The sequence below is a fragment of the Campylobacter sp. BCW_4321 genome, assembly GCF_001763075.1.
GTDB classification, from domain to species: Bacteria; Campylobacterota; Campylobacteria; order Campylobacterales; family Campylobacteraceae; genus Campylobacter_D; species Campylobacter_D jejuni.
Genome location: NZ_MJYA01000064.1, coordinates 1 through 22,477 on the forward strand (window position 1 = coordinate 1; position 22,477 = coordinate 22,477).

Consider the following 22,477-nt stretch of genomic DNA (forward strand, 5'->3'; position numbering starts at 1 on the left):
ATGATCTGACAAAGTGTGTGTATGATTAAAATGTGCATTTCTTGAATTCTAGCCGTATCATCACTTGGCACAACAAGATTATGATCACAAAGCTTATTCATCATTCCACCACCCTTTCCGCTAAGGCCTAGACAAAGCATATTAAGCTCTTTTGCTTTTTTTAAAGCTTCTAAAACATTAGGGCTTTTTCCACTGGTTGAAATGCCGATTAAAACATCATTTTCATTTCCTAAAGCTTCCACTTGTCTTGAAAAAACAAACTCAAAACCATAGTCATTTCCTATAGCACTAAGTGCTGAAGTATCGGTTGTAAGTGCTATACCTGCTAAAGCCTTGCGTTCTTTTTTATAACGCCCACTAAGTTCAGCTGCAAAATGCTGTGCATCAGCTGCACTTCCACCATTTCCGCAAATCAAAATCTTGCCACCTTTTTTAAGACACTCACACAAAAGCTCACCTATTTTAGCGATTTGTCCTTTTAAAATTTCACTTTCTTGAGCGATTTTTTGATGTTCTTGCCATTCTTTTTCCACTAAATTTATCATTTTTTATCCTTAATCTTTTCTATAATCTTACTTGTGCTAAATCCTTCTTCAAAGTCGATTAATTCAACTCTTGAAACGATATCCGCACCCACAACAAGCTTATCTTTATAATCAGCTCCTTTAACCAAAATATCAGGTTTTAAAAAGCTTATAAGTTCCAAAGGCGTATCTTCATCAAAAATCACTACAAAATCCACAAAATAAAAAGCTGCCAACATACAAGCTCTTTGAAACTCTGAATTTACAGGACGACTCTCACCTTTGAGTCTTTTCACACTCGCATCTGAGTTTAAACCTACAATCAAAACATCACCCAATCTTTTAGCTTTCTCAAGGTATTTTATATGTCCAAAATGCACGATATCAAAACAACCATTGGTAAAAACGATCTTTTTATCATTTTGTTTTAAAAGCATTAAAAGTTCTTCTTTGCTTTTGATTTTTTTCTCAAAATCCACACGATTAAAACTCTTAATCTCATCAAAACTCACACTCACGCTACCTATTTTACTTACCACAACAGCTGCAGCTTCATTGGCAAGTTCGCAAGCTTTAAAAATTTCAATCCCATTTGCCAAACAAAAAGCTAAAACGGCAATCACACTATCGCCCGCCCCTGTTACATCATAAACTTCTAAGGCTTTAGCAGGTGCGATTTTTAAACCCTCATCAAAAAGTGCAATTCCTGCTTCTGAAAGAGTGATGATAGAATAACGCAAAGCAAAATCTTCTTTTAATTTTTTAATCCCTTTTTCTAAATTTTCACCCTCTAAATTTTCAAATTTCAAAGCTTCTAAAGCTTCTTTTTTATTAGGCGTGAGTAGGGTTGCGCCGCTATATTTACTAAAATCACTCCCTTTAGGATCAACTAAAACAGGGATATTTAAAACATTTGCTTTTTCTATCAAAGCTTTACAAACCTTAGGCGTTAAAATACCCTTAGCATAGTCACTTAAAACCACAGCTTTAAAATCTTTGATCTTTTCATCAAACAAAGTAATAAGCTCATTTTCAAGCAAAATCTCACTTATATCTTCTTCATCTAGTCTTAAAACCTGCTGATTGTGTGCCATAATGCGATTTTTAAAAGGGGTTTTGCGTCCTTTTTGGATCAAAAATTCTCCTTTTAAATTTTCTTGTAAAAATTTCCCACTCTCATCATCGCCCACAACACCAAGTGCAAAAACATCAGCTCCCAAGCTTTTTAAATTTGCATAAACATTCGCAGCCCCGCCTAATCTTTTATCTTCTTTAAGAGTTTTAGCTACTAAAACAGGGGCTTCAGGGCTGATACGCGAACAATCACACCAAGTGTAATTATCCACCATAAAATCCCCTATAATTAAAATTTTAGGTTTTTGCTGACTTAAAAACTCAAGCATTTACTTCCTTTTCAAAAAGTCTTTTTATCTCACCTAAATAATCTTTTACTCCTTCTTCTAAAGTGAATTTTGGCTGATAATCCCAAGTTTGATCTAGCTTTGCTTCAGTATGGAATTGATAAGATTTTACATAAGGATTTGGGATATATTCACAAGGCAAATCAGTCTTTAACTCTTTTTGCAAAATATCAACTATATCTTGAAAAGTCCTTGCTTTACCACTACCCACATTATAAACTCCACATCTTGACTCAAGAGCGATTAAATTGGCACTAATAACATCTTTGATATAGGTAAAATCTCTATAAATTTTATCACTTCCTTCAAACAAGCGTGGATTTTTTCCTGCTAAAATTTGATGGCCAAACTGCAAAACCATAGAAGCAGTTTTGTTTTTATAAAATTCGCCTTTTCCATAAACATTAAAATATCTAAGTCCTACTAAATGGGCTTTATCGTAGTATTTTTTCGCTAGCTTATCCATCATCAATTTTGAAAAAGCATAAGGATTTTTTGGTTCTTCATCTTTACCTACAGTTTGTGGACTTTTTGCATCACCATAAACCGAAGCTGAACTTGCATAAATAAGCTTTGCATTAAGATCTATGCTAAGTTCTATAAAATCTTTAAAAGTATTTAAATTGGTTTGTAAAACCTTAGTTTGATCAAAAACCGTAGTGTCTGAAATTGCTGCTTGATGAAAAATAATCTCTGGCTTAAAATCTTCAATCTTTTTTAAAACTTTTTCATCATTAATATCACCTGCAAAAAGCTCTCCATCAAATTCAAGTAAATTTTTAAAATGCCCAAAACTTTGCAAATTTCCATTTTCAAAAGTCGCACTACTACGCATTTTATCGATGATTAAAATTTCATGTTTTTCTTGCAAATTTAAAGCCAGTTGCGAACCTATAAATCCTGCGCCACCTGTGATTGCTATTCTCATTTAAATGTCCTTTTCTTTAAAAAAGCTCAAAATTTCTTTTAAATTTTTAAATTGTCTAAAAAAATCGCCTTCTTTTTTTTCTTCATTTACTAAAATCAAAGTGCCAATATCAGCATTTGATCCTGCTTGCATATCGCTTAGGTTATCTCCGATAAAGATAGAATTTTTCATATCCAAATCAAACTCATCTTCTGCTTTTAAAAGCATTCCTGCTTTAGGTTTGCGACACTCGCAACCTTCTAAATGTGGACAATGATAAATTTTATCAATTTTTATATCTTGTTTGGCAAATTCTTTAAGCATATAATCGCAAAGCTTAAAAAAATCACTTTCCTTGTAATATCCTCTTGCAATGCCTGATTGGTTTGTCGCTATAAAAAGCAAATAATTTCTAGCTAAAAAATATCTACAAAGCTCAAAAATTCCATCACAAAATTCAAAATCTTCTATTTTATAAACATATTTTTTATCTATATTAATCACACCATCTCTATCTAAAAATAATGCTTTTGTTTTCATAAAAAACATTATAATATAGCTTTTTTAAAAAGAAAATAAACATTATCTTTAATTTCTTAAGATTTTTATAAAAATAAAGATATATAATACCTAGCAATCTAATTTTTACTAAGGAGAAAACAAATGAAAAAATTATTAGTAGTTTCTGCTTTGGCATGTCTTGGTGTTTCTGCTTTTGCTGCAGATGGTGCTACACTTTTTAAAAAATGTGCAGTATGTCATGGTGCAAATGCTGACAAAGTTTACTTAAACAAAGTTCCAGCTTTAAAAACTCTTTCTTCTGCTGAAAGACTTCAATACATGAAAGAATATTCAGAAGGCAAAAGAAATGCTTATGGTCAAGGTGCGATCATGAAACTTAACCTTAAAGGTTTAACTGAAGAAGATTTTAAAGCTATTGAAGCCCATATTGAAACTTTAAAATAATTTCTAAAAAAGGCTTTCCTTTTTAAGAAAGCCTTTTTTTATCCAAAGCTTCTTTTTTACGCCTTTCTAATTCTATAGCATCACGCAAAGAATCCTCATCATCATTTAAAGTAGTAAATTTATAATCATCGTCAAATTGCTTATTTTTAATCCCCCAAAGCAAAGTTGCCAAAATGATAAAAAACGCTAAGATAGAAACCCCTATCATCATCATAATTATACTATTCATTCTTTAATCCTTAAAGCATTTAAAATAACTATTATACTACTAAAAGACATAGAAATAGCAGCGAATAAAGGATTAATCATACCCAAAAAAGCCAAAGGTATGGTACAAGCATTATAAAACAAAGAAAAAGCAAGATTTTGCTTGATAATTTTAAAGGTATTTTTAGATAATTTGATGGCTTTTTTTAAAGAAAGCAAGTCATTTTTCAAAAGTAAAACATCACTACTTTCTATAGCTAGATCACTTCCTTCTCTTAAAGTCATCGAAACACTTGCATATTTTAAAGCTAGTGCATCATTTACCCCATCACCTACAAATAAAACTTTGTAATTTTTGCTTAAATTTTCTATAGTTTTCATTTTATCTTCTGGCAAACAAGAAGCTTGATAGTTTTGAATTTCTAACTTTTTAGCGATTTTTTCCACTGCTTTTTGATGATCGCCACTTAGTATCATTAATTCTTTCTTTTCTTTTTTAAGATAAGCAATAAGCTCTTTTGCACCTTCTCTTAAAACACTATCAAACTCAAAAGAAGCTAAAATTTTACCTTCCTTAGCAAAAATAAAATGTGTATTATCAAATTCTTTAGCCACAATACCCTTTTCTTGCAAAAATTTAGAACTTCCGCCTAAAAGCAACCCTTCATTTAACTCAGCACTTAAACCTTTAGCTTGAATGCTTGAATGCTTTTTAAAATCCAAATTTAAATTCTTAGCTCCTTTTTGCTTTAAATACGACGCAATATTTTGAGAGATAGGATGTTTAGAAAGTTTTACAAAATTATAAAGCTCATTTAAATCAAGCGCTTCATCTAAAAAAACCTCTTTAAGTTCAAGCTCTATTTTGGTTAAAATACCCGTTTTATCAAACACCACGCAATCACATTTGCTTAAATCTTCTATCACGCTAGAACTTTTAAACAAAATATGTTTTTTCAAAGCTCTACCTAAAGCTACAAGATTGCTCACTGGTGTTGCTAAAGCCAAAGCACAAGGACAAGCGATAATCAAAACTGCAATCGCATTGACTAAAGAAATTTCAAAACTCTCTTCCTTATAAAAAAACCAAAAAGCAAAACAAATAAAAGCGATCAATAAAACCGTTCTAGAAAAATAAGCCGAAAGACTATTGACCAAACTTTCAAGTTTTGCTTTTTTAGAACTTGCAAGTTCTAAAAGCTGGATAATTTGACTGAGTTTTGAATCCTTGTAAAGCTTTGTTGCTTCATACTCCACACTTCCATCAAGCACTATACAAGCTGAAAAAATTTCATCTTCTTTTTGTATGAGTTTTGGAATATTTTCTCCATTTAAAGAAGAAGTATCCACACTCATTTCACCACTTTTACAAATCCCATCGATTAAAATTTTATCTCCAGTTTTAAGCAAAATTCTATCCCCTAAACAAACCTTTTGCACTTCTTTAGGAACAAATTCTTTACCATCAAAAACCAAAACTTCATTTTGCAAAAAATCATTAAGCCCATCTATAGTATCTAAAGCACGCTTTTTGCTAAACATCTCAAGATATTTACCTATAAATACAAAGCAAACTATCATCGCCACAGAGTCAAAATACACTTCCCCCACCCTAAAAAACATAGCCCATAAAGAATAAATATAAGCCAAACTCGCTCCGCTAATCACCAATACATCCATATTTAAACTATGCATTTTTAAAGTTTTAAAAGCGCTTTTATAAAAATGAGATCCCGTATAAAAAAGCACAGGAGAACAAAGGATAAATTCAGCAAAATTTAAAATATCTTTAGTATCCTTATCCATACCGCTAAAAAATCCTGCGTATTTTGCCACTGCTATCCACATGATATTCATCACACAAGCTATAGCCACAACAAGCTTAGAATAAAATTCTCTTTTTAGTAAATCCGCTTTTTTTGAAGCCTTGCTCGCATCATAAGCACTCGCTTTATAGCCTATGCTTTCAATAAGTCTTAAAATTTGCACCAAAGAAATACTTTGTTCATCAAAAACAATGCGTGCTTTATGGCTTAAATGATTGATATCAAGTTCTAAAATTCCTTCTTGCTTGGTTAAAATTTTCTCATTAAGCCACACACAAGCTGCACATTCTATACCGTGTATCATGAGATAAATTTCACTAAATCCTTCTTTAGTTTTAGTAATAAACTCATCATAATTTTTCATTTCATTTTGAAAATTTACAGGGCTTAAGGTTTGATTTCCAAGCTTTTCATAAAACTCATCTAGTCCACTTTCGTGTAAAATTTCCCAAACGCTCTCACAACCCTTACAACAAAAAAATTTACCCTTATACTTTATCATTTGGGCTTGTTTATAATCAAGTCTACAATGTTCACATTTCATAATCATTCTTTAAAAAAATATTTTTTATAATTATAGACAAATTTGACAAAAAGTGCATTTTTTTACTAAAATCACATTTTACAAAAATTATTCTGCTAAATCTTACGAGGACTCATGGAAAAAGAAAAAAAACAACATCAAAGAACCCACGTTCCAGTGGAAGGTTATAAAATCGAAGAATTAAAATTATTAGATTTAGAAAATCTAGTTAAAATCGCTAATGAATGTGAAATCGAAAACCCAAGAGAATTTCGCCGTCAAGAACTTATTTTTGAAATTTTAAAAGCACAAACAAAAAAAGGCGGTTTCATACTTTTTACAGGGATTTTAGAAATTTCTTCTGAAGGTTATGGCTTTTTAAGAGGCATGGACTCTAATCTTAGCGATAGTGTTAATGACGCTTATGTTTCAAATTCACAAATTAGAAAATTTGCTCTACGTGTAGGCGATATCGTTACAGGACAAGTTAGAGAACCAAAAGATCAAGAAAAATACTACGCTCTTTTAAAAATCGAAGCGATCAATTATCTGCCTTTACAAGAAGCTAAAGAAAGACCTTTATTTGATAACTTAACCCCTATTTTTCCAACAGAAAAAATCAAACTTGAATACGATGCTATGAAGCTTACAGGTCGTGTTTTGGATCTTTTTACTCCTATAGGAAAAGGACAACGCGGACTCATCGTTGCTCCACCACGCACAGGTAAAACAGAGCTTATGAAAGAACTTGCTACTGCTATTGCAAAAAACCACCCAGAAATGCATTTAATCGTGCTTTTAGTCGATGAAAGACCTGAAGAAGTTACCGATATGCAAAGATGTGTAAAAGGCGAAGTTTTTAGTTCTACTTTTGATTTACCTGCTTATAATCATGTGCGTGTAGCTGAACTCGTGATAGAAAAAGCCAAAAGAATGGTAGAAACAGGAAAAGATGTTATCATCTTACTTGATAGTATCACAAGACTGGCACGTGCTTATAACACCGCAACTCCAAGCAGTGGAAAAGTCCTAAGCGGTGGGGTAGATGCTAATGCTTTGCACAAACCAAAACGCTTTTTTGGTGCAGCTAGAAATATAGAAAATGGAGGCTCTTTAACCATAGTTGCTACAGCTTTAATTGACACAGGTTCAAGAATGGATGATGTGATTTTTGAAGAATTTAAAGGCACAGGAAATAGCGAAATAGTTCTTGATAGAAATATTGCTGATAGAAGAATTTATCCTGCGATTAATATTATCAAATCAGGAACAAGAAAAGAAGAATTACTCCAAGGCGTAGCAAATCTTCAAAAAATTTGGGCGATCCGTTCGGCGATTTCTCAAATGGATGATGTTGAGGCATTGAAATTTTTATATTCTAAAATGCTTAAAACCAAAGATAATGTAGAACTTTTATCTATAATGAACGAGTAAAAAATGCTTCAAGCTTTAGCGATTAAATACAGACCAAAAACCTTTGATGAACTCATAGGACAAAAGACAGTTAGCGTAAGTTTAAAATACGCTCTAAATCATAATCGCTTAGCTCATGCTTATCTTTTTTCAGGACTTAGAGGAAGTGGAAAAACTTCGAGTGCTAGAATTTTTTCTCGTGCTTTAGTTTGCGAACAAGGGCCAAGTGATACTCCATGTGGCACTTGCAAGCACTGTCTTGCAGCACTTGAAGGCAAACATATAGACATTATAGAAATGGATGCTGCAAGCAACCGTGGACTTGAAGACATACAAACCTTAATCGAGCAAACCAAATACACCCCTTCTATGGCAAGATTTAAAATTTTCATCATCGATGAAGTACATATGCTTACCCCGCAAGCTGCAAATGCACTTTTAAAAACCTTAGAAGAACCACCAAGTTATGTTAAATTTATACTTGCAACAACAGATCCTTTAAAACTTCCAGCCACTGTACTTTCAAGAACGCAACATTTTCGCTTTAAACAAATTCCACAAAGTGAAATTTTAAATCATCTTAAAAAAATTTTACTTAAAGAAAATGTTAAATTTGAAGAAGAAGCTTTAAAATTCATAGCAAGAAGTGGCAATGGATCTTTAAGAGATACTTTAACCTTGCTTGATCAAGCCATTATTTTTTGTCAAAATGAAATCAGCATTAGTAAAATTACAGATATGTTAGGCTTTTTAGATCCTCAAAAAATCAAAGCCTTTTATCAGGCTATTTTAACAAAAGACAAAGAAAAAGTTTTTGCATATTTAGAAGAATTGCAAGACTATGAAGCTTCAAGCGTGATTGATGAAATGCTTTTTTATTTAAAAGAAAGTTTTTTTGCAAAAAGTACAGAATTTTCTACTTTAATTTATGAAAGATTTTTCCGTATTTTATCAAAAGCTAAAAATATGCTTTGCGATGATGATGGCTTTACGCTTTGTGTTATGGCTTTTATGATGATGGAAGCAAGTCATTTAAAAGAAATTGACGCACAAATCCAAGAAATCAAACAAGAAAATATAACAAATACTACACCTAAGATCACACCTTCTCCTATCATGCCTAATCTTGAGAAAAAAATAGAAAAAAATGCTTATGAAATCTTGCTTGATAGTATTTATGATAGGGATTTTGATCTTGCAGAATGCTTTAAACAAAGCACAAAATTTATTAGTTTTGAAAGCAATACTTTAAATATAAGCTCAAACGCACAAGGACAAAATCGCGATACGCTCAATAAAGGTTTTAAACTCATACAAGAACTTTTTAAAGCTAAATTTGGAGAAAATGTAAAAATTAATGTGCAAAAAGCACTAACAATTGATGAAAACAAGCTTCAATCCTTAACTCAAGAATTACCAAACAGTGAAAATAAAAACAATATTCAAAGTTCTATTAATATGCTTAAAGAAGGAGCTAAAAAATTTGACCCACAAGAAGATCTTAAAGAGGCTCTTAAAGATTGTTTTGGGGAGCCTAGTATAGAAAATTAATCATCATTTTTAAGAGAGATGAAAATCAAAGCTAAAAACATATAAGTTACCAATCTTGTAGCACCAGGCAAACCATTCCAAACATTACTCATCCACATTTCAAACCATTCTGCAGCAACTACTTGAAAGGCAAACCATAAATACAGCAACAAGTTAAGGAAATAATCCCAAAAATCTTAGCGTTAAGAAAGCTTTGAGCATCTAAATTTCTAGCTTTAAACATATCATAAACACCTTTTAGGGCTGTTAAGGTAATAAAAATTTCAAAAAGAATAATTATTATATAGCCTATATGATGAATCACAGGAGAAGTAATAACCCCATAAACTATAGCATTACCTAAATAATCAGACTTTATATCCGCACTCATCACAATGCGAAACAAATTGGAAATTAGAATTGTAATCTGTCACATTTCTAAAAACCACTATACCTGCTAACGATGCAACGGTAAGCAAAATAATAATTTTTGAAAATCAAATCATTTTACTTATGCAAAAACATTTTTATTACATTTATACCATTTTAATAATATATTCTTAATAAAAATTAAATTTTTAAATTCTTTTAAGCCTTAAAGAATTAAGTACCACAGCAACAGAACTAAAACACATTGCAAGTGCTGCTATATGAGGACTTAAAGTGATAAAAGGTACAAATCCTGCTGCGATAGGAATGCAAAGTACATTATAAATAAAAGCCCAAAAAAGATTTAGCTTAATAATCCTGCGTGTTTTTTTAGCAAGTTTAAAACATTTAAAAATCGCTGATAAATCATCTTTTATCAAGATAAAATCTCCTGTTTTTTTTGCAAGTTCATTTGCCTTTGAAAAACTCATACTCACGCTTGCAGCAGATAAAGCCGCCGCATCATTGATCCCATCTCCTACAAAAAGAGTTTTTTTAAATTTTTGAATGATTTGTAATTTTTCTTCACTCTTAAGTTGAGCGTGAAATTCATCTATTTGCAATTCTTTGGCTATTTTTTCTACATTTTTTGTACGATCACCACTTAAAATAAAAGTTTTAAGATTTTGCCCTTTTAAATTTAACACAAGCTCTTTGGCCCCATCTTTTAAAGCATTACTTAACAAAACACCACCTAAACACTTTTTATTCTTAGCAAAATACACCCTAACATATTCTTTAAAAGAATCAAAAAAGATAGCACTTTCTTTTGTGTTAATTTGATTTTCGTGCAAAAACTCCGCACTACCTACAAGATAAATATCACTATCTTCTTTGTATTGTATACCAGAACCCACAATCACTCTTCCCTCGCCCTTTAAATCAAAAATTTGATCTTTATGCAAAGCCTTGGCTATAGGATGAGAGCTTAAACTTTCAATTTGACATAATTTATCAAAATCATCTTTAGAAAGATTGTGCTTAAAAATACTTAAATTTTCCTTTGTCAATGTACCTGTTTTATCAAAAAAAGCATACTTAACTAAAGCTAATTTTTCCAAAGCAGCAGGATTTTTAATAAGAATGAAATTTTTTGCCGCATTTGCACTTGCCACAACCAAAGCTATAGGCGTTGCAAGCCCTAAAGCACAAGGACAAGAAATCAAAAGCACAGCACAAGCGTGTAAAAAAGCTGTATTTAAATCCGCTTTTACCGCCCAAAAAACAAAAACTAAAAAAGCAAAAAATATTATACCCCCTACAAAGTATTTAGAAATTTGATCTGCTAAATTTGCCAAAGGACTTTTGATATTTCCTGCTTCAAAAACTAGATTTTTGATTTGTTCTAAAGTACTATCCATAGCCTTTTTGTTTGCTTTGATCCTTAAAGCGCCATTTAAAACTACTGCTCCTGCTTGAACTTCATCGCCTTCTTTTTTTAAAACAGGTAAAAACTCCCCATTTAAAAAACTCATATCAAGCTCTGCGCTCCCTAAAAGCACTACCCCATCTGCAACAATGCTTTCTCCTTCTTTTACCAAAAACACATCGCCACTTTTGACAAAAGAACTTGGAATTTCTTTAATACTTTCATCTTCAAGCAAAATTTTTGTCTTTTTTGTATCTATATTTTCCAAAATTCTTTGATAATCTTGTACTTTAAATTTAGCTTTACTTTCAAGATATTTTCCTAAAAGCACAAAGGAAATAATCATCATTGCACCACTAAAATACAAATCTTCTTCTTTAAAAATTTGCAAATACACCAAAAAAGAATACACAAAAGCACTCAAAGTCCCTAAAGCTACAAGGGTATTCATATCTAAATTTTTGCTTTTAAGGCCTAAAAAAGCATGAGAAAAAAAGTCTCTCCCACAGTAAAATATCCCAAAAAAACTCAAAGCCATTTGGATATTTTGCGAAAAAGAAGTTTTAACAAACATTTCAAAATACATAATAATCACACTCAAAACTATACTTAAAAGCAAATTTTTTCTTAATTCTAAGTGTTTTTTTGCCTTGTATGCGTTCAAGCTTTGTTCATCTTCTAAAATTTCAAAGCCTAAATTTTTAATTTTTGCGATGATATCTTTGCGTTTTTCTTGATCTTCAAGTAAAAAAACTCCACTAGAATTCACATAAGAAACACTAGCATCTTTAACACCATCAATTTTTTTACAAGCTCTTTCTATAGCGTTAGAACAATTAACGCAAGTCATTTTACCTATTTTTATACGCAATTCTTCCATTATAAACGCTCTACGATCTCAAAACCTAAATCTTGAAATTCTTTTGTAAAATTTGATACTTGATTTTCTTCTAAATTTAAACTTAAAATTTTTTGTTCCAAATCCACTTCTATATTTCCAAATTCATCTTCAAGAGAATTTTTGATCAAATTTACACAATTCATACAATTAACATTTTTTACTTTAAATTTCATTTTCACTCCTTATAGGTTGTATAGTAATGTGCCCGATTTCAAATTCATGTAGTAATTTATGGGATAAATCCTGAGATAGTTTTTCAAATTCCTTTAGATCGCAAACTTTCACTTTTAAATGCATAGAAGCTACTAGCATTTTATTGGTGATTTGAGTAATATGCAAATCCACCACCTCATCCACACTAGGATTTAAAAGCAAAACTTGTCTTACTTTTTCTATATCCACAGGAGAACTTTCAAGCAAGACATTAGCGCTTTGTTTAAGCAAGATAATTGCCCATCTTAAAAGCAAGATTGATAATACAATAGCTAAAATCGTATCTATATAAACAATACCGCTAAAATATACTACTATCCCACCTATAATAACCACTAAAGAACCCAATAAATCACTCATCATATGTAAAAAAGCGGACTTCATATTGACATTTTCTAAATTTGCACCCTTAAACATCATCAAAGCATTAATCCCATTTACCAAAAAGCCCAAAATAGCTACAATTATCATGGTTTTAGCATCAATTTCTTGTGGATTAATAAATTTTTCTATAGCCTCATAAATGATAAATAAAGCCGATAAAATAATGGTTAAAGCATTGATAAAAGCCACCAAAACTTCAAGACGAAAATATCCAAAGGTCTTTTGATGATCTTGCCATTTTTCTACAGCTATGATGGCTAAAAAACTAAGAGCTAAGGCAAAAACATCAGAAAACATATGCAAAGTATCGCTTAAAAGTGCCAAAGAATTTGAAAGGATTGAATAAATAAATTGCACAAGCATCATAGAAAAAGTCATTAAAAGAGAAATTTTTAAAATCTTTTTATCCATACTCCTTGCATCAGCATGGGAATGATGATGTTCATGAGAATGTTCTTCGTGATTATGATTACAAGATTTGTTAGCTAAAGGCTCGTGTGATAAAAATTTATACATTTTATATCCTTTTTGCTTGATATTTTAAGATATTAAGTTAAAAAGAATATAAATATTTGTTATTCTTATAAAAATTAAAAGTCAAAAAGTTCGCCTAGCCAACTTTCTTTCCTTTTCTTTTTATAGTAATCATTGTGCTGATGATAAGCTGAGTTATTATATCTTGACTCTTGTCTTGAAGCTTGGTTAAAATTTGCTGCATTAGGGACACTGCGTTCTATGATTTTGTCAAGTTCTCCACGATCAAGCCAAACGCCACGACATTTTGGGCAATAATCAATCTCAACTCCACTCCTATCGCTCATAACCAAATCCACATTGCAAACTGGACATAACATACAATACCGCCTTTTTTTAAATTTTTGATTTAAAATTATAAAAAGAAATACTAAACAATTTTACAACAAGTTTTAATGTTTTTTTGCATGTCTAGTCATCATAAAACTTTGTTCAAAAAATATAAGCAAAGTAACACTCACTCCTATAGCTAGAGCCAAAGTCACAGAAACAGTTGTAAAAAAATAATCAAAAAATTGAACCAAAAATTCAGACTTAGCCTTCAAATCATCACTGCGTATAAAAGAAATAAGATACAAAATCGCTTTATAAGCATAAATTCCAGGTATCATAGGAATAAGAGCAGGAAAAGCGATAATTTCAGCAGGGGTTTTGATGATTTTTGCTAGAACAATTCCTAAACATCCTATACAAAATGAAGCAACAAAAGTTGCAATTGCTAAAGTTTGAAAATGAAAATATTCCACCAAGGTAAAACGAAGCCCATGTGCAATTGCCGCTAAAAGAGCAGATAAAATAAGGGTTTTTAAAGGTGGATTACAAGCATAAGCAAAGCCAAATCCCGCCATAGCAGCAAAAAACATATCTCTTAAAATAAATTCAATCATCTTAAAATCCCAAAATCCGAAATACTAAGTGTCATGTAAATTCCAAGTGCTATACAACAAATCAAAATAGCCACGCTGATAATACGACTAAGCCCCATTAAAATATGATCTTTTAATATATCAATCACAGAATTTATAAAAAATACCCCTGGTATAAGATATAAAATACTAGAACCCAAAGCCACATCAGAAGTATTGGTATATCCCATATCCAGTCCAAAAAATACAAACCACGATGAGATAAAAGAACAAAGAATATATTGAATTCTTAAATCAATCTTTGCTTTAGTTAAAATATATCTTAACAACAATCCCACGAAAGTTGCAAAAAACACCAAATTTCCAGCGCCAAAATCACCGCCAAAAAGCCTACAAAAAGCCGAATTTGCCATAGAAACAAATAAAAGATTAAGCAAATAAGAATGCTTTTTTTGTTGAGAAATTTTCTCAAAAACAACTTGTGCTTTTTCAAGATCGTATTTGTGATCATATATAGCCCAGCTTAAAGCACTTAAATCAAAAATAAGCTTAAAATTAACATGGGCATGATGATTGGGTATAACATAAGTTCTTTGAATGGAGTTATCATCCATATCTACAACATTTAAAGTAATATGATGAAAAAAGAAATTGATATTTATCTCATAGCCATAAACCTCAGCTATTCTTCCTACGCATTTTGCCACCCTAGCTGTATAAGTTCCAGCACCTAGTAAAGTTTTAGTATATATGATTAAAAAATTAGTTAATCTTTGTATATCAGGTTTTTCCATATTTTGATCATCTTTAACTTGAATTTATTACAATTATAGCAAATTTGAAAATAATAAAGAAAAAAATATTTATAATTTAAATCATTTATTAAAAGGCTTTTTAATTTTGATATAAATTAAACTTGCTAAAATCACAAAAACAATTGTAATGATTAGAATTTGAGTTAAATAAGTTTTAATCAACTCTTCATTTTGTCCTATATAATAACCCAAAAATACAAGTATAGCCACCCAAATAGCACTACCAAGTGCAGTAAAAAGTATAAAATTTACAAGTTTCATTTTTACCAAACCTGCAGGCATAGAGATGTACTGACGAATCCCTGGTAAAAGACGACAAGTAAAGGTTGAAAATTCCCCGTGTTTGTTAAAAAATTCTTCAAATTTAGCAAATTTGGCTTCATTTATGCCAAAATACTTACCCCATTTTAATACAAAATTTTTACCCCAAAAAAAGCAAATATAGTAATTAATCAAAGCCCCTAAAACAGAACCTAAAGTCCCACTAAGTATACAAAGAGTAATATCAAGTTCTCCTTTATGTGCCAAATATCCAGCAGGTATCATAACAACTTCACTTGGAAAAGGTATAAAACAACTCTCTAAGGTCATTAAGATAATAATACCCAAATACCCCCAAGCACTAGCCATCTCAACAATAAAAGAAATGATTTCTTGCATATTAGCCTTATTTGAAGAAAATTTTAAAAAATTGTAGCTTAAAAGATTAAACAGTAAAAAGCGGTTTTACACCGCTTTTTTTATTTACCTGCAACTGAAACTTGATTTGGATTGTCTGCTGCACGAGCGATCATACACTCTTTTAAAACAGCAGCATCAGCTGGATCGCTAACTTTTTTATTAATCCAGCGTTCAACTTGTTTCATTGTTTTTGACTCTGGCTCTGGAGCTTCGTATTTTGCCATCAAACTTGCACAATCAGCCAAAGCAATGATAGGTAATAAACTTGCAAAAAGTATTTTTCTCATCTTTTGCTCCTTAGAATTTTACATTATACATTAACATGATATTATCAGCTCTTGCTTTATCTTTTTTCGCTCCACCAAATGGCAAGCCACGATTGCCCCATTTGTTTTGGATATTGGTATAGCTTAAGCGTAAGAATTGATATCTATCAAGTTGATAAATCACATAAAAATCATGTGCTGCTCCTCTTGTCATTCTTATATTAAGTGGATCATTGATACTTGGACGGCTCATAGTATACCAGTATCTACTTCCCCAGAAGAACTCATACCCTACTTTTAAAGCTTTGGTAAAATCATAGCGTCCGCCTACATGCACAGCATAACCATCTTTTTCATTAAATTCCAATTGAGATTGCGCAACAGGATTTGCACTTAGAGTATGCGCATTTGCTCCGTTAGAATACCCTAAAGATACAAAATAATTAAAATTTGTACCAAAAGCATTATAGTTTTCAAAATGAATATTTGCTAAAGTTAAATCTCCAAGATTATAAACACCTTGATTTAGAATAGAAGGAATACTAGGCAATGGTAATGCAAAATCAGTCATATGAGCCACATTGAAGATAATAAGATTATCTCCCATACCTTCTATAGGAAGCTCTCCTTCTACTGCAGCATAGTAAAGATTTGCATCAGCATCTTTTTGATCGCTCATCCAGTCTCTTACCTTGCCTTCTTCATCCCATTGATAAGTTTTACCATAAGCTGCACGGATAGCTACCTTATGATCTTGCAAACTTTCAGGTTTATAAGTGATCACTGCTGCATCACCTAAAGCGTTGATTGCTAAGGCTGGATAAGTTGATTGTCTTAAAGCATTGTTTCTAAGATTACTTCCTGGACCATCGGTTCCTGGCTGTCTTCCTATGGTTGCAATCCACTCAGGTGTGATATAGTAGTCAAGATAAGCTCTATCTACATAAAGTACAGGTCCACTTGTTCTTGTGTTTCTTCCTGCATCTAAGTCATAAGGAGTGCCACTCCAACCCATTTGAGACCAATTTTTAGCCATAGATAAACGACCATAGAATTTGGTTTTATCATTAATATCAGCATTCATATTTAAATGAAGCTCATTCATCCATTTGTTATTAGCACTATAATCTTGTCCGCCAACTTTATAGTTTGTATTTGAAACTGCTGTTGAAAACTCAAGTCCAAATTTAACCTTGCTTAAAGCAGCTTGAAATTCTGTTTCATCAGCTCTATCATTAAGATCAGCAAGTTCAGCTTTTACAGCTTCATTTTGCTTAGCTTGAGCTTCCCTTTCTTTTCTGATTTGTGCAAGTTCAGCTTGAATTTGTGCAAGCTGTTTTTGAAGCTTGGTTATCTCATCATCTGTATTTTTAGCAAAAAGTGAAGATGAAAGAAGACAAGCACTTAAAATAAGTGAAAACTTAGTTTTCATAATCATAACTCCTTGTAATTTTGTTACATTTCACTGAAATAAAATTATAATTATAGAAAAAAAAGCTTTAAAAAAAATTATGTGTTAATTATTTTTAGCTAGTCAAATTTTATGACTAGCTTTACATTATAAGATTTAAATTTAATTACAAAATTTTTATATCTAAAATTTTATCTCCTTGGCGTATAGAGTCTAAAACTTCCAAACTTTCTTCATCTTTTGGATCAATTTGCCCAAAAACAGTATGAACCCCATCTAAATGAGCTTGAGGGCTATGACAAATGAAAAATTGGGATCCACCCGTATCGCGTCCTGCATGCGCCATAGATAAGGTTCCACGCTCATGCTTATGTTCTTGATCATCACATTCACAAATGATTTCATATCCAGGCCCACCTATACCATTGCCGTGTGGACAACCCCCTTGTATGACAAAATTTGGAATCACACGATGAAAATTTAAATCTTTATAAAATCCTTCAATAGCCAAAGTAGCAAAATTACAAACCGTTTGTGGAGCCTCATCACCAAAAAGTTTTAGCTTCATTGTACCTTTTTCAGTTTCTATAAGAGCAAATTTGTATTCATTTACTTTGCTTGTGTCAATTGTTTTTATCATATTTTTCTCCTTAATCTATATTTGTATAAACAGCTTGAACATCATCATCATCTTCTAACTTATCTAAAAGTTTTTCTATATCACTAAGCTGTTCTTCGCTAAAGCTTACAGGATTGTTTGGTATATACTCAAGTCCTGCTTTTTTAAGAACTAAACCCTTAGTTTCTATAGCAGAGCTTAGCTCACCAAATGCAGTATAATCACCGCTAATTACCAACTCTTCTTCATTTTGTTCTAATTCTTCAAGCCCTGCATCGATCAAATCAAGTTCTAATTCTTCTAAATCTCCTGCAAATTTTTCAAGATGAAAAACCGCTTTTCTTGTAAACATAAAGCCTAAAGATCCATTTTGTAAAACTTCTCCACCATTCTTGCTAAAAATAGCTTTTACATTGGCCACGGTGCGTGTAGGGTTATCACTCATACATTCAACTATAACTAAAGCTCCATGCGCAGCTTTTCCTTCATAATGAATGTTTTTAATATCTACACTATCTTTTCCACTCGCACGCTTAATAGCTGCATCTATATTATCTTTTGGCATATTATTTGCTTTTGCTGTAGCTATAGCACTTCTTAATTTTGGATTCATATCAGGATCAATGCTACCTTCTTTAGCAGCTACTTGTATGGCTTTAGCAAGCTTAGGAAAAAGCTTGCTCATTTTATCCCATCTAGCCTCTTTAGAAGCTCTTCGGTATTCAAATGCTCGTCCCATAAATTCTCACTTTCTTTAAAGATTTTCAAACTTAAAAGTATAAACTAAAAAGGCTAATTAAAGCTTTAAATGGTATGATTTTACCATTTATTTTAGGAGAAGTTTTTGAATATCGCAAAAAAAGAACTTTTTGTTGCTTGGTTTTTCTTGATTGCTGCTATTGTATTTGAAGTTTTAGGTACTAGTTTTTTAAAAATGGAAAATCAAATTTTAGGCTATATATTCATGGCTTTATTTATAGCTTTTTCTTATTTTTTTATGGGCAAGGCGATTAAAAAAATTCAAGTAGGCATAGCCTATGCTGTATGGGAACTTTTAGGGATTATTCTTATACTTTTAGTTTCTTTTATAGTTTTTAAAGAGAGTTTAACCTTAACTCAAATTCTAGGCATTGTTCTTTCTATCGTTGGAATTATCATGATTAATATAGGCGAGGTTAAAGAATAATGTATATTTTTATCATTGTTTTATCAGCATTCTTAGATATCATAGCAAATTTATTGCTAAAAAAATCAGATGGTTTTAAACATAAAATTTGGGGCTTGGCTGCGATTGTCAATGCTATACTTGCTTTTTTTCTACTTTCTTTTTCTTTAAAATACGTTCCTTTAAGCATAGCTTACTCAACTTGGGGTGCTATAGGCATCATAGGAACTTGTCTTGGTGGATGGATTTTATATAAAGAAAAATTAAACAAAATAGGAATTTTAGGCATCATTATCGTAATAATAGCAGTATTTTTACTAAATTATTAAAACAGCAAAATGCTGTTTTAATGTTCCATTTTGTTTTTCGCTTCAATACCCATTAAAGAAAATGCGGTTTTAATACTAAGAGCAACCAAAGAAAATAATTTAAGTAAATCATTTTCATTTGCAGAGCCTATAACTTTATTTTCATTGTAGAATTTATGAAAATTTGCAGCTAAATTTTTAAGATAATCAGGAATTTTTTGCAAAGCTCTAGCCTCAAAAGCATCATTTAAAATAGCTTTTAAATTCAAAGCTTCAAAAAGCAAATTTACGCTATCTTGATTTAAACTTTGTAAATCAGCTCTCATTACATCATCGATTTTTTTACCAGCTTTAGCAAACACTTGATGAATTCTAGCGTGTGCGTAGTTGATATAATACACAGGATTAGAGCTATCTTCTTTTTGCAAATCACTAATATCAAATTCCAAATGAGTATCGCACTTTTTACTCAAAAAGATATAACGCAAAGCATCACTTCCTATTTCATCAATCACATCGCTCATCAAGATAAAATTTCCTGCTCTTTTACTCATTTTATAAGGCTCTCCATCTTTAAGCAAGGAAACCATTTGTGCTAAAATAATCTCAAGATTATTAGAGTCAAATCCCAAAAACTCCATCGCAGCTTTCATTCTAGGGATATAACCATGATGATCTGCTCCCCAGATATTAATACACTTGCCATAACCACGACTCATTTTATCCTTATGATAAACAATATCTGCTGCCAAATAAGTCCCGCGTCCATCTTCACGGATAATTACCCTATCTTTTTCATCGCCTTTTTGCGAAGAAGCAAGCCAAATTTTACCTTCTTGCTCGTAAATTCCTTTATGTTTTTTTAAAGATTCTAAAGTTGCATTTAAAGCGTCATAATACGATCTTTCGCTTACATAGCTGTCAATTTTAATCTTTGCTTGTTCTAAATTTTGTTTAATCAAAACAAGCATTTTATCTTTTGCCCAATCAGCTAAACTAGGGATATTTTCTTCACTAAAAAATTCTTTACCAAATTTTTCAAAAGCTTCTTTTGCCAAATCTGCTATATACTCGCCTTTGTAATATTGCTCTGGATATTCAACATTTTCATGAAGTATATTTTCTTTCACACTTAGTAAAATAGAAAGCCCTAGTAAATAAATTTGATTGCCCGCATCATTGACATAGTATTCTGTATCAAATTTATAACCCAAATGTCTTGCAAGTCTTGTTAAGGTGTCTCCAAAAACAGCGCCTCTTGCATGTCCTATATGTAAAGGTCCAGTAGGATTTGCACTCACATATTCAAGCAAAAAACTTTCTTGTTTTTTTTCTCCTTTAGAAAAATCATTTGGATTTGCTAAAGCCTGATTTGCAAGTTCATTTAAAAAAGTTTTGGAAATTCTAAAATTTAAATACCCATTTACAGCTTCAACCGATTCAAAACAATCATGATTTTGAAATTTGCTCGCTAAGTCGCTAGCAATCAACATAGGAGATTTTTTTAATTCCTTAGCCAGTGAAAAAGCCAAAGGGGTAGCAAAATGTGCTAAATTTTTATCCTTTGGATTTTCAAGTGTAAAATCACACTCTAAAATCTTTTTAATTTCATTAAAAATAATACTTTTCAAAAGACTAAACCTTAAGCTTTTTTTGTTTCGTCTATACTTGCATCAGCATTTGTATTATTAGTTGTGTTTTTGTTTTCTTCTATTTTTTGAGTATTTTTTGCTACTTCATCATCATTATTCATTTCATCTTTAAAAGTTTTAATACCTTTGCCTAAACCCTTTGCAAGTTCTGGAATTTTTTTTGCTCCAAAAAGCAATACAACAATCAATAAAATAATCAACCAATGACTTGGACTTGACCAACCACCCATTTTATTCTCCTTCATTCCAAATATTTTGAATTTGTCCTAGATTCTGCCCTTTGATTCTAAATTTATGGGCAATTAAAATCGCTCGCAATGCTTCATAGCTTTGCTTTAGCTCATCATTAATGATAAGATAATCATACTCGCTAAGCTCTTTCATTTCATCACTAGCGTTTTGTAATCTTTTTTCTAGTTGTATTATTGTATCAGTATTTCGCTTAATAAGTCTTTTTTTGAGCTCATCTTTATTTTTTGTAGTAATAAAAACAGAAACAATCTTATCAGCCATTTTTTGTCTGGCTATTTTAAATCCTTGCACATCAATATCAAAAACAACTATTTTTCCATTATCTAAAGCATCTTGAGTGTGCTTTAAAGAAGTGCCATAAAAATTTTCATGCACTTTAGCCCATTCTAAAAAATGATCACCATCTATACCTTTTTGAAATTCTTCATGGGATATGAAATGATAATGTATTCCATTTTTTTCACCCTCTCTTGGTTTGCGAGTTGTTGAAGAAATAGAAAAATAAAGCTCATCTTCAAATTCATCAAAAAGTTTTTTTAAAAGAGTTGATTTTCCAGCTCCACTAGGACCTGAAATCAACAAAATAAAACCTTGCAATTTTAATCCTCTTTAAAACTAATGTTTATATTTATATTCATATTCATACCCTTAAGAGCAGCTTTTAAGGTATCATCCTTAATACTTGAAGTGATCGCTCCTACTATACTTTGGCTAAGCTCATTAACTATCTCTTCACTATTATCATCTTTAGTTGCATTACTTACTATAGGCTCTTCATTTTTTTCTACAATTTCCTCTCCAAGAGCTTCTTGTATATCACTTTCTTTCAATGCATCAAAATCACTTATATTTAAATTTGGCACAACCACTTCCTCTTCATTTATTCCTAATTCTTTATCGTCTAAAATTGGTTCATCTTTAAAATCTTCTAAAACCTTGCTACTATTATCACTATCAATACCATAATCCAGCTCATCAAGTTGAGCTAGTTCTTCTTTGATTTGATCTTGAGTGCTTAAATTTGAAATAAAATCATCCATTTCATCTTGAACATCTTCTTCCACAACAGGAGCAAACTCCTCTAAATTTTCCTCTGATTCTTCATTATCTTTTGCTTGACCTAAAAATTCAGCATCCTCAGGAATATCATCAAAATCCATTTCTTTTTCTTGCTCTTCAACCACAGGAAGATCATCAAAGTCGCTTATATTAGCTTGTAATTCTTTGTTATCTTCTAAATCTTCATCATTTTTATCATCTAGTTCATCTAAACTAGGCTCAGTATCCAAAGCTGT

The 22,477-nt window shown here is 31.3% G+C and carries 25 protein-coding genes and 3 pseudogenes; 5 read left to right on the top strand and 23 right to left on the bottom strand.

Going from position 1 to position 22,477, the window contains the following annotated elements; translation table 11 throughout:
• The 4 genes and pseudogenes from gmhA to gmhB all read right to left on the bottom strand — a co-directional run.
• Positions 1-545, bottom strand: a 545-nt coding sequence (gene gmhA / locus AJN58_RS08035) for a D-sedoheptulose 7-phosphate isomerase (RefSeq protein ID WP_070291920.1), incomplete at its 3' end; no start/stop codon positions are given.
• Positions 542-1,927, bottom strand: a complete 1,386-nt coding sequence (gene rfaE1 / locus AJN58_RS08040) for a D-glycero-beta-D-manno-heptose-7-phosphate kinase (protein WP_070283677.1) — start codon at positions 1,925-1,927, stop codon at positions 542-544. The genes rfaE1 and gmhA, both read right to left, overlap by 4 nt.
• Positions 1,920-2,873, bottom strand: coding sequence for an ADP-glyceromanno-heptose 6-epimerase (gene rfaD, locus AJN58_RS08045; protein ID WP_070283679.1), 954 nt, complete (start codon positions 2,871-2,873; stop codon positions 1,920-1,922). Before rfaD ends, rfaE1 begins: the two co-directional genes overlap by 8 nt.
• A pseudogene (gmhB, locus tag AJN58_RS08050) lies at positions 2,874-3,435 on the bottom strand (D-glycero-alpha-D-manno-heptose-1,7-bisphosphate 7-phosphatase). It lies immediately after the preceding gene.
• An 80-nt stretch (positions 3,436-3,515) separates the two neighbouring features.
• Between gmhB and AJN58_RS08055 the strand changes: the two are divergent.
• The gene (locus AJN58_RS08055; protein ID WP_002852762.1) at positions 3,516-3,818 is read left to right on the top strand and encodes a c-type cytochrome; all 303 of its coding nucleotides are present in this window, start codon (positions 3,516-3,518) and stop codon (positions 3,816-3,818) included.
• A 22-nt stretch (positions 3,819-3,840) separates the two neighbouring features.
• On the opposite strand, the gene ccoS is transcribed toward AJN58_RS08055, so the two are convergent.
• Together ccoS and AJN58_RS08065 are read right to left on the bottom strand one after the other, a co-directional pair.
• Positions 3,841-4,047: a cbb3-type cytochrome oxidase assembly protein CcoS gene (gene ccoS, locus AJN58_RS08060; RefSeq protein ID WP_002852798.1), complete on the bottom strand. Its 207-nt coding sequence runs from the start codon at positions 4,045-4,047 to the stop codon at positions 3,841-3,843.
• The gene (locus AJN58_RS08065; protein WP_083265187.1) at positions 4,044-6,401 is read right to left on the bottom strand and encodes a heavy metal translocating P-type ATPase; all 2,358 of its coding nucleotides are present in this window, start codon (positions 6,399-6,401) and stop codon (positions 4,044-4,046) included. The genes ccoS and AJN58_RS08065 overlap by 4 nt, the downstream gene beginning before the upstream one ends.
• Positions 6,402-6,509: 108 nt before the next feature.
• On the opposite strand from AJN58_RS08065, the gene rho reads away from it, so the two are divergent.
• Both rho and AJN58_RS08075 read left to right on the top strand, forming a co-directional pair.
• Positions 6,510-7,808, top strand: coding sequence for a transcription termination factor Rho (gene rho / locus AJN58_RS08070; protein WP_002853705.1), 1,299 nt, complete (start codon positions 6,510-6,512; stop codon positions 7,806-7,808).
• 3 nt (positions 7,809-7,811) lie between these two features.
• Positions 7,812-9,338, top strand: a complete 1,527-nt coding sequence (locus AJN58_RS08075; protein WP_070292159.1) for a DNA polymerase III subunit gamma/tau — start codon at positions 7,812-7,814, stop codon at positions 9,336-9,338.
• On the opposite strand, the pseudogene AJN58_RS09885 reads toward AJN58_RS08075, so the two are convergent.
• The 13 genes and pseudogenes from AJN58_RS09885 to AJN58_RS08135 all read right to left on the bottom strand — a co-directional run bounded on the left by AJN58_RS09885 (position 9,335) and on the right by AJN58_RS08135 (position 18,544).
• Positions 9,335-9,708, bottom strand: a pseudogene (locus AJN58_RS09885) (DUF2165 family protein). The gene AJN58_RS08075 and the pseudogene AJN58_RS09885 overlap by 4 nt on opposite strands.
• Positions 9,686-9,805: a DUF2165 family protein gene (locus AJN58_RS10590; RefSeq protein WP_353477116.1), complete on the bottom strand. Its 120-nt coding sequence runs from the start codon at positions 9,803-9,805 to the stop codon at positions 9,686-9,688. The pseudogene AJN58_RS09885 and the gene AJN58_RS10590 overlap by 23 nt, the downstream one beginning before the upstream one ends.
• Positions 9,806-9,895: 90 nt before the next feature.
• Positions 9,896-11,995 carry a copper-translocating P-type ATPase CopA gene (gene copA / locus AJN58_RS08085; protein WP_070292161.1) on the bottom strand — a complete coding sequence of 700 codons (2,100 nt, stop codon included), beginning with the start codon at positions 11,993-11,995 and terminating at the stop codon, positions 9,896-9,898.
• Positions 11,995-12,189, bottom strand: a complete 195-nt coding sequence (locus AJN58_RS08090; protein WP_002852760.1) for a heavy-metal-associated domain-containing protein — start codon at positions 12,187-12,189, stop codon at positions 11,995-11,997. Before AJN58_RS08090 ends, copA begins: the two co-directional genes overlap by 1 nt.
• Entirely contained in the window at positions 12,179-13,129 is a 951-nt protein-coding gene (gene czcD / locus AJN58_RS08095; protein ID WP_038813501.1) for a CDF family cation-efflux transporter CzcD, read from the bottom strand. The genes AJN58_RS08090 and czcD overlap by 11 nt, the downstream gene beginning before the upstream one ends.
• Before the next feature lie 74 nt (positions 13,130-13,203).
• Positions 13,204-13,467 (bottom strand): zf-TFIIB domain-containing protein, encoded by a 264-nt coding sequence (locus AJN58_RS08100; protein WP_070292163.1) that lies wholly within the window; start codon positions 13,465-13,467, stop codon positions 13,204-13,206.
• 72 nt (positions 13,468-13,539) lie between these two features.
• The gene (locus AJN58_RS08105; RefSeq protein WP_044780070.1) at positions 13,540-14,034 is read right to left on the bottom strand and encodes a threonine/serine exporter family protein; all 495 of its coding nucleotides are present in this window, start codon (positions 14,032-14,034) and stop codon (positions 13,540-13,542) included.
• Entirely contained in the window at positions 14,031-14,807 is a 777-nt protein-coding gene (locus AJN58_RS08110; RefSeq protein ID WP_002881600.1) for a threonine/serine exporter family protein, read from the bottom strand. Before AJN58_RS08110 ends, AJN58_RS08105 begins: the two co-directional genes overlap by 4 nt.
• Positions 14,808-14,888: 81 nt before the next feature.
• On the bottom strand, positions 14,889-15,488 hold the full coding sequence (locus tag AJN58_RS08115) for a DedA family protein (RefSeq protein ID WP_070292165.1): 600 nt from the start codon (positions 15,486-15,488) through the stop codon (positions 14,889-14,891).
• Positions 15,489-15,568: 80 nt separating this feature from the next.
• Entirely contained in the window at positions 15,569-15,796 is a 228-nt protein-coding gene (locus AJN58_RS08120; RefSeq protein WP_002822505.1) for a hypothetical protein, read from the bottom strand.
• A 10-nt stretch (positions 15,797-15,806) separates the two neighbouring features.
• Positions 15,807-17,207, bottom strand: coding sequence for a DUF3373 family protein (locus AJN58_RS08125; RefSeq protein WP_070292167.1), 1,401 nt, complete (start codon positions 17,205-17,207; stop codon positions 15,807-15,809).
• Positions 17,208-17,352: 145 nt separating this feature from the next.
• Positions 17,353-17,826 (bottom strand): peptidylprolyl isomerase, encoded by a 474-nt coding sequence (locus AJN58_RS08130; RefSeq protein ID WP_070274780.1) that lies wholly within the window; start codon positions 17,824-17,826, stop codon positions 17,353-17,355.
• Between the two features lie 10 nt (positions 17,827-17,836).
• Positions 17,837-18,544: a YebC/PmpR family DNA-binding transcriptional regulator gene (locus AJN58_RS08135; protein WP_070292169.1), complete on the bottom strand. Its 708-nt coding sequence runs from the start codon at positions 18,542-18,544 to the stop codon at positions 17,837-17,839.
• 105 nt (positions 18,545-18,649) lie between these two features.
• On the opposite strand from AJN58_RS08135, the gene AJN58_RS08140 reads away from it, so the two are divergent.
• Complete coding sequence (locus AJN58_RS08140; protein WP_002777281.1) at positions 18,650-18,991, top strand: DMT family transporter; 342 nt, start codon at positions 18,650-18,652, stop codon at positions 18,989-18,991.
• Positions 18,991-19,299 (top strand): DMT family transporter, encoded by a 309-nt coding sequence (locus AJN58_RS08145; protein ID WP_002861886.1) that lies wholly within the window; start codon positions 18,991-18,993, stop codon positions 19,297-19,299. Before AJN58_RS08140 ends, AJN58_RS08145 begins: the two co-directional genes overlap by 1 nt.
• A 17-nt stretch (positions 19,300-19,316) precedes the next feature.
• Here the strand turns inward: AJN58_RS08145 and argS are convergent, their stop codons facing one another.
• The 4 genes and pseudogenes from argS to AJN58_RS10415 form a co-directional block, all read right to left on the bottom strand.
• Positions 19,317-20,909, bottom strand: coding sequence for an arginine--tRNA ligase (argS, locus tag AJN58_RS08150; protein WP_070287573.1), 1,593 nt, complete (start codon positions 20,907-20,909; stop codon positions 19,317-19,319).
• An 11-nt stretch (positions 20,910-20,920) separates the two neighbouring features.
• Positions 20,921-21,160 carry a twin-arginine translocase TatA/TatE family subunit gene (locus tag AJN58_RS08155; RefSeq protein WP_002852866.1) on the bottom strand — a complete coding sequence of 80 codons (240 nt, stop codon included), beginning with the start codon at positions 21,158-21,160 and terminating at the stop codon, positions 20,921-20,923.
• A gap of 1 nt (position 21,161) precedes the next feature.
• A complete protein-coding gene (gene gmk / locus AJN58_RS08160) occupies positions 21,162-21,779 on the bottom strand; it encodes a guanylate kinase (RefSeq protein WP_070286622.1) in 618 nt (205 codons plus the stop codon).
• Positions 21,780-21,781: 2 nt separating this feature from the next.
• A pseudogene (locus AJN58_RS10415) lies at positions 21,782-22,477 on the bottom strand (highly acidic protein); the annotation flags it as partial.